The sequence below is a fragment of the Protofrankia sp. Cr1 genome, from assembly GCF_963555865.1.
Lineage (GTDB): Bacteria > Actinomycetota > Actinomycetes > Frankiales > Frankiaceae > Protofrankia.
On the sequence record NZ_CAUVXO010000484.1, the window covers coordinates 1 to 1,353 of the forward strand.

At 69.3% G+C, this 1,353-nt stretch carries 2 protein-coding genes; one reads left to right on the forward strand and one right to left on the reverse strand.

Translation table 11 applies throughout. The features are described from left to right. The coding region (locus U9980_RS24205; RefSeq protein WP_322770039.1) for an exodeoxyribonuclease VII large subunit at window positions 1-301 on the forward strand (301 nt) is incomplete at its 5' end. On the opposite strand, the gene add is transcribed toward U9980_RS24205, so the two are convergent. Next, on the reverse strand, window positions 291-1,325 hold the full coding sequence (gene add / locus U9980_RS24210) for an adenosine deaminase (RefSeq protein ID WP_322770043.1): 1,035 nt from the start codon (window positions 1,323-1,325) through the stop codon (window positions 291-293). The two genes, U9980_RS24205 and add, sit on opposite strands and share 11 nt — an antisense overlap. Window positions 1,326-1,353 lie beyond the last annotated feature (28 nt).

Here is a 1,353-nt window from a genome sequence, read left to right on the forward strand (position 1 = left end):
GGTCGGGTACGTGAGTGACCTACGGGCCCGCGCACGACGCTGCGTGACGCACATCCTGGATCGGGCCGAAGGTGAGCTGGCCCACGCCCGCGCCCAGATGCACGCGCTGTCACCGGCGGCGACCTTGGACCGGGGATACGCCGTGGTCCACCGGACCGCCGACGGCGCCATCGTGCGCGACCCGGTGCAGGTGGATGCCGGCGACGAACTGACCATCCAGGTTGCCGCCGGGTCCTTCCCCGCAACCGCCGGTGCAGGTCCCGCGCAGGCGTCCCCTATCGCCGGTGGCTCTAACGGCTGAGGCCCTCGACGACCGTCGCGAGGTCCGCGTGGATGGCCTCCTTGACCGCGGCGGGAGCAAACGAGTGGTCGACGCCAGCCGCGGCCAGATCGGCAACCTGACGTCGGGTCAGGCCCAGGCTACGCAGCGCGTGCAGGTACTCGTCCCGCAGCGTGGTCCCGAACATCGGCGGATCGTCACTGTTGAGGCTGACCGGCAGGCCCAGTTCGATCATCCTGGGCAGCGGATGCGCCGGATAGTCGGTGACGACCCCGGTGCGCAGGTTCGAGGTGGGACACACCTCCAGCGGAATGTGATGTGCCCGCAGGTGATCGACGAGGGCCGGGTCGTCACAGGCGGTGATGCCGTGACCGATGCGTTCGGCGTGCAGGTACTCCAGGCAGTCCCAGATCGTGCGCGGCCCGGTCGTCTCGCCGGCATGCGGGATGCGGTGCAGCCCGGCGTCACGCGCGGCGGTGAACACCTCGGCGAACTGCGGCCGGGGCACGCCGACCTCGGGTCCGCCCAACCCGAGCGCGATCACGGACTCACGGTAGTTCAGCGCGAACTCGATCGTGCCCTCGGATGCGGGACGTAGATCCATGTCGGGCAGGCCCGGAATGTCGGTGATCCACCGGATCTGGATACCGGTTGCCTCCTCGGCTTCGCGGCGGCCCTGCTCGACGCCTGCGAAGACCTCGTCGGCGTCGACACCGCGCTGGATGTGCAGGAACGGCGTGAAGGTGATCTCGGCATATCGGACGCCCTGGGCTGCGAGCCCCAGTGCGGTCTCGCGGGCCAGCAGCGCGAAGTCGCCGGCATCGCGCAACACCCGGACAGCGGCCAGGTAGACCTCGATGAAGTGGTCGAAGTCGCGGAACTCGTAGAACGTCGCCACCCCGTCGAGGTCGGTGGGCAGATCGTCGACGCCGTGGCGGCGGGCGAGGGTGAGCAGGGTCTGCGGGCGCATCGACCCTTCAAGGTGGACATGTAGTTCCACCTTGGGCAGCGCGTCGACGAACTCCTCGTCGGTGAGCTGGTCGATGGTGCCCTCTCGCGCATAGCCCTCTCGC